Source organism: Mesorhizobium sp. M2A.F.Ca.ET.067.02.1.1, assembly GCF_004023285.1.
Classification (GTDB): domain Bacteria; phylum Pseudomonadota; class Alphaproteobacteria; order Rhizobiales; family Rhizobiaceae; genus Mesorhizobium.
Window position 1 is genome coordinate 1 of the sequence record NZ_RZSB01000545.1, and the last position, 4,056, is coordinate 4,056.

3 protein-coding genes are annotated in these 4,056 nt (G+C 65.8%); all 3 read right to left on the reverse strand.

Going from position 1 to position 4,056, the window contains the following annotated elements; translation table 11 throughout:
• Positions 1–1,039 (reverse strand): alpha-amylase family glycosyl hydrolase (locus EOA28_RS27115; RefSeq protein WP_245501603.1); only part of this gene is annotated, 1,039 nt, incomplete at its 3' end.
• Between the two features lie 172 nt (positions 1,040–1,211).
• Complete coding sequence (locus EOA28_RS27120; RefSeq protein ID WP_128315467.1) at positions 1,212–2,840, reverse strand: alpha-D-glucose phosphate-specific phosphoglucomutase; 1,629 nt, start codon at positions 2,838–2,840, stop codon at positions 1,212–1,214.
• Positions 2,841–2,843: 3 nt separating this feature from the next.
• On the reverse strand, positions 2,844–4,056 hold a 1,213-nt coding region (glgA, locus tag EOA28_RS27125; protein ID WP_128315468.1), incomplete at its 5' end, for a glycogen synthase GlgA.

The window sequence follows — 4,056 nt, forward strand, 5'->3', positions numbered from 1 at the left end:
AGCCGGCTATAGCCTGCAGCAGCGGCGCTTCCGGATCGAAGGCGCCATCGACGCGACCGAGCACCGGCGCCAGATCGAAGCGGAAGCCGTCGACGCCGGCGAAGCGGACGAAGTGTCGGAGCGTGTCGAGCACCATCTCGCGCACCACCGGATGATCGCAGGCTACCGTGTTGCCGGTGCCGGTGTCGTTGACCAGTTGGCCATCCGGCTGATGCCCGTAGTAAGCCAGCGCATCGAGCCCGCGCAGCGACAGCGTCGGCCCGAGCCGGTCGCTCTCCCCGGTATGGTTGAAGACGAGGTCGAGTATGGTGCCGATGCCGGCCTCGCGCAGCGCGGCGACGGTGTCGCGCAACTCCCTCAGACCACCCGGCACCAGGCGCGGGTCGAGCGCCATGAAGGTAACGGGGTTGTAGCCCCAGGCGTTGCTTAAGCCCAATGGCGGCAGGTGCCGCTCGTCGATCGACGCGGTGACCGGCATCAGTTCGACGGCCGAGACGCCGAGACGCTTCAGGTGCTCGATGATGGCGGGATGGGCGAGCGCCGCGATGGTGCCCCGCTGCGCTTCCGGAATGTCGGGATGGAGCCTGGTGAAGGAGCGGACATTCAGTTCGTAAATCAGGCCGCCGGGATTGAAGAGGGGTGGCAAAGGCGCCACCGCCTCAAGCGGCGCCACCACTATCGCCTTGGGCATCAGGGGTGCGGTGTCGGCGCCCTCGTTGCGCTTGGCGGCAAGCCGCCAATGGTATTGGTAGGGACGATCGATCTCCACGGCGTAGGGATCGGTGAGCAGCTTGTCGGGATCGGACCACAGGCCGCGTTCCGGCGCATAGTCGCCATCGGCGCGGAAGCCGTAGCGGCAGCCGCTACCAAGGCCGGAGACAAGGAGCGCGCGCACGCCCTCGCCTTCCGACTTCAACTCCAGCCGGTCGATCTCGCGCGCACCGCTGTCGTCGAAAAGCGAGACCCAGAGGCGCCGCGCCGATGAGGACCAGGCGGCAAAGCGGATGCCTTCGGCGGTGATGGTGGCGCCGAGGGTCATGTAGGCTCCCCCTTCTCCCCTTGTGGGAGAAGGTGTCGCCGAAGGCGACGGATGAGGGGTGCTCCAGCTTGGCGACGACGGCGATCCGGCCAGCACCCCTCATCCGTCTCGGCGCTACGCGCCGATCCACCTTCCCCCACAAGGGGGGAAGGAAAGGCGCGCCCCGCCACCCTCAAGTAATCACGCTCGGCTTGTTGCGGCCGGTGTGGCTCTTGATGCCGGCGATGTCGTCGGCGGCGGCGATCAAGTCGGCGAGTGCTTCCTGCGTGTCGAGGTCGTGCCTGGCCTTGTCCGGTTCGTAGCGCTCGATATAGACGCGCAGCGTCGCGCCAGAGGTGCCGGTGCCGGAGAGGCGCAGCACGACGCGCGAGCCGCCTTCGAACAATATCCGGATGCCCTGGTTCTTGCTCACCGAGCCGTCGACCGGATCGTGATAGGCAAAATCGTCGGCCTTGGCGATCTTCAAGCCGCGCACGCTCGTTCCGGGCAGCGAACCGAGCTTGGCGCGCAGCTCATCCACCAGCGCGTTGGCGCGGTCGCTCTCGACCTCCTCATAGTCGTGGCGCGAATAGTAGTTTCGGCCGTAGGTCGCCCAGTGCTCGGTGACGATCTGCTTGCAGCTCTCGCCGCGCGCGGCGAGGATGTTGAGCCATAGAAGCACCGCCCAAAGGCCGTCCTTCTCGCGCACATGGTTGGAGCCGGTGCCGGCGCTTTCCTCGCCGCAGATCGTCGCCATGCCGGCGTCGAGCAGGTTGCCGAAGAACTTCCAGCCGGTCGGTGTCTCGTAGATGCCGATGCCGAGCTTTTCGGCGACGCGGTCGGCGGCGCCGCTGGTCGGCATCGAGCGAGCGATGCCCTTCAGGCCGTCCTTGTAGCCCGGCGCCAGTTTGGCATTGGCGGCGAGCATCGCGACCGAATCCGAGGGCGTGACGAAGATGCCTTTGCCGATGATCAGGTTACGGTCGCCGTCGCCGTCGGAGGCGGCGCCGAAATCCGGCGCGTCGGGCCCCATCATCTCGTCATAGAGATGTTTTGCATGCACCAGGTTCGGATCCGGATGATGGCCGCCGAAATCCGGCAGCGGCTTAAAGTTGCGGCAGGTGCCGTCCGGCGAGCCGAGCCGGCGTTCGAGGATTTCCTTGGCATAGGGACCGGTCACCGCGTGCATGGCATCGAAACGCATGCGGAAGCCGGACTTGAAGAGCTTCCTCAGCGCCTCGAAGTCGAAGAGGCTCTCCATCAACTCGGCATAGTCCTTGACCGGGTCGATGATCTCGACGGTCATGTCGCCCGCCTTGACGGTGCCGATCGTGTCGATGTCGATCTCGCCGATATCGGCGATCTTGAAGCTCTTGATCTCCTTCGACCTGGCGAAGATCGCGTCGGTGATCTTCTCCGGCGCCGGGCCGCCATTGCCGGCATTATATTTGATGCCGAAATCCTCGTGCGGACCGCCGGGATTGTGGCTGGCCGACAGGATGATGCCGCCGAATGTCTTGTATTTGCGGATGACGTTGGAGGCGGCGGGCGTCGAGAGAATGCCGCCCTGGCCGACCATCACCTTGCCGAAGCCGTTGCCGGCGGCAATGGCGATGGCCTTCTGGATGACCTCGCGGTTGTAGAAGCGGCCGTCGCCGCCGATCACCAGCGTCTTGCCCTCAAAACCGTCCAGCGCGTCGAAGATCGATTGGATGAAGTTCTCGGCATAGTGCTCCTGCTGGAACACCGGCACCTTCTTGCGCAGGCCGGACGTGCCGGGCTTCTGGTCGGCATAGGGTTTGGTGGGGACGGTTTTTATCATGCCTCAGGCAGCCCTTTTCGAATGCAGCAAGCGATAGAGTTCGACGTATCTTTCGGCGCTCTTGTCCCAGGAGACATCGGCCTTCATGCCCTGGCGCTGGATCGAAGCCCAGGTCGCCGGGCGAGCATGCTGCTCGACCAGCCGCTGGATCGCATGGAGCATCGCGCCGCCATTGTTGGGCGCGAACTGGAAACCGGTGGCGACGCCTGCTGACAACGCCGCCTCGTTGGCGTCGATGATGGTGTCGGCCAGGCCGCCGGTACGGGCGACGACCGGCACGCAGCCATAGCGCAGGCCGTAGAGCTGGGTCAGCCCGCAAGGCTCGAAGCGCGACGGGATGATGATGGCGTCGCAGCCGCCCTGCATGACATGCGACAGCCCCTCGTCGTAACCGACGACGACGCCGACGCGGCCGCGATGGCGCGCGGCGGCGGCAAGCAGCGTGCCTTCCAGGCCCGCATCGCCCGAGCCGAGAATGGCGAGGCGCGCGCCTGCGGCGACGATGCCGTCGACGACCGCCGCCAGTATGTCCATGCCCTTCTGCCAGGTCAGCCGGCTGACGACGCAGACGATCGGGCTGCCGTCCGCCTCCAGGCCGAACCGCTCTTCGACCGCCTTGCGGTTCTTGGCCCGCGCCTCTAGCGTTTCGGCCGAATAATTGGCGACCAGATGCTTGTCGTTCCGGGGATTCCAGATGTCGACATCGATGCCGTTGACGATGCCGTAAAGGTCGGTGGCGCGCATGTTGATCAGGCCGTCGAGGCCCATGCCGAATTCCGGCGAGCGTATCTCCTGCGCATAGGTGGGGCTCACCGTGGTGATCGCCCAGGCGGCCTGGAGACCGGCCTTCAGGAAGCCCACGCCGCCATAATATTCGACGCCGTCGAGTTGCATCGCCACGCCCGGCAGGCCGAGCTCGCCAAAAATGCCGGCGCCGAACTGGCCCTGGAAGGCAAGGTTGTGCACGGTGATCAGGGAGGGCACGCCGACCGCCTTGCCGTAGCGCATATAGGCAAGCGTCATCGCCGACTGCCAGTCATGGGCATGAACGATGTCCGGCTGGTAACCAGAGATCGCGCCGCCGGCAATGTCGCCGCCGACCTGGCTCAGCGCCGCGAAGCGCCGCCAATTGTCCGGCCAGTCGGCGCCGGATGCGGTGCCGTAAGGGCCGCCCTGGCGGTCGAAGAGATGCGGCGCGTCCAAAACGAAGAGATCG

What these genes read in the sequence shown, in the direction of transcription:
- EOA28_RS27120 (WP_128315467.1), bottom strand. Translation starts at nt 2,840, where the DNA reads ATGATAAAAACCGTCCCCACCAAACCCTATGCCGACCAGAAGCCCGGC.